The sequence below is a fragment of the Kitasatospora sp. NPDC048722 genome (assembly GCF_040650235.1).
GTDB lineage: Bacteria > Actinomycetota > Actinomycetes > Streptomycetales > Streptomycetaceae > Kitasatospora.
On sequence record NZ_JBEZGX010000201.1, the window covers coordinates 1 to 1,002 of the forward strand.

The window sequence follows — 1,002 nt, forward strand, 5'->3', positions numbered from 1 at the left end:
GTGATCGCGGTCAACCGCCCGGTCACCGTCGAGCTGGCCGAGCAGATCGCCCCGATCTTCACCGAGGTCGTCGTGGCCCCCGGCTACGAAGAGGGTCTAACCATACAAACTTTAGCACTCAATGTCAGACTAAGCTGTCAACTCCTTGATGTTCCTGAATCAAGTTATTATGAACGGATTAACCGACATCCATCTAAAACTCAATTAAGGAGACAATACCTGTCACTCAAAATTTCTCAACTCTTCAATACTAACCGAGAAATCTATGGTGCTCCTAAAATTCATCATCTTCTACTTAAACAAGGGGAAAAAGTCGGGTTAAAACTGGTACAGAAGCTAATGAAGCAACTTCAACTCAAGTCTGTAGTCATTAAGAAATTTAAGCCTGGATACTCACTAAGTGATCACATCAATCGAAAAAATCTCATACAGACTGAACCTACAAAGAAAAATAAGGTTTGGTCAACCGACATTACTTATATTCCTACTCAACAAGGATGGGCTTATCTCTCAACCATTATGGATCGTTATACTAAAAAAGTCATTGCTTGGGATTTGGGCAAGCGAATGACTGTAGAATTAGTGCAAAGAACTTTAAATAAGGCCATTAAATCACAAGACTATCCAGAAGCTGTTATTCTTCATTCTGACCAAGGAAGCCAGTATACGAGTCTAGAGTATGAAGAGTTACTTAAGTATTATGGGATGACTCACTCTTTCAGTCGAAGGGGATACCCTTATCATAATGCCAGTCTTGAATCTTGGCATGGACATTTAAAAAGAGAGTGGGTGTATCAATTTAAATATAAGAACTTTGAAGAAGCCTATCAGAGTATTTTCTGGTACATCGAAGCCTTTTATAATTCAAAACGAATCCATCAAAGTTTAGGGTATCTTACACCTAATCAATTTGAAAAGGTAAGTGCTTAAAATAAATAGATTAAAATTCTACGTTTGTTACTCTAAAAACTTGACTTAACGTCAAATGCCATAAAAGATAAT

At 38.1% G+C, this 1,002-nt stretch carries 1 protein-coding gene; it reads left to right on the top strand.

Annotated features, from left to right (window positions below):
- A partial coding sequence (locus AB0C76_RS41565; protein ID WP_359976039.1) for an IS3 family transposase occupies positions 1 to 930 on the top strand: 930 nt, incomplete at its 5' end.
- Between the last annotated feature and the right edge of the window lie 72 nt (positions 931 to 1,002).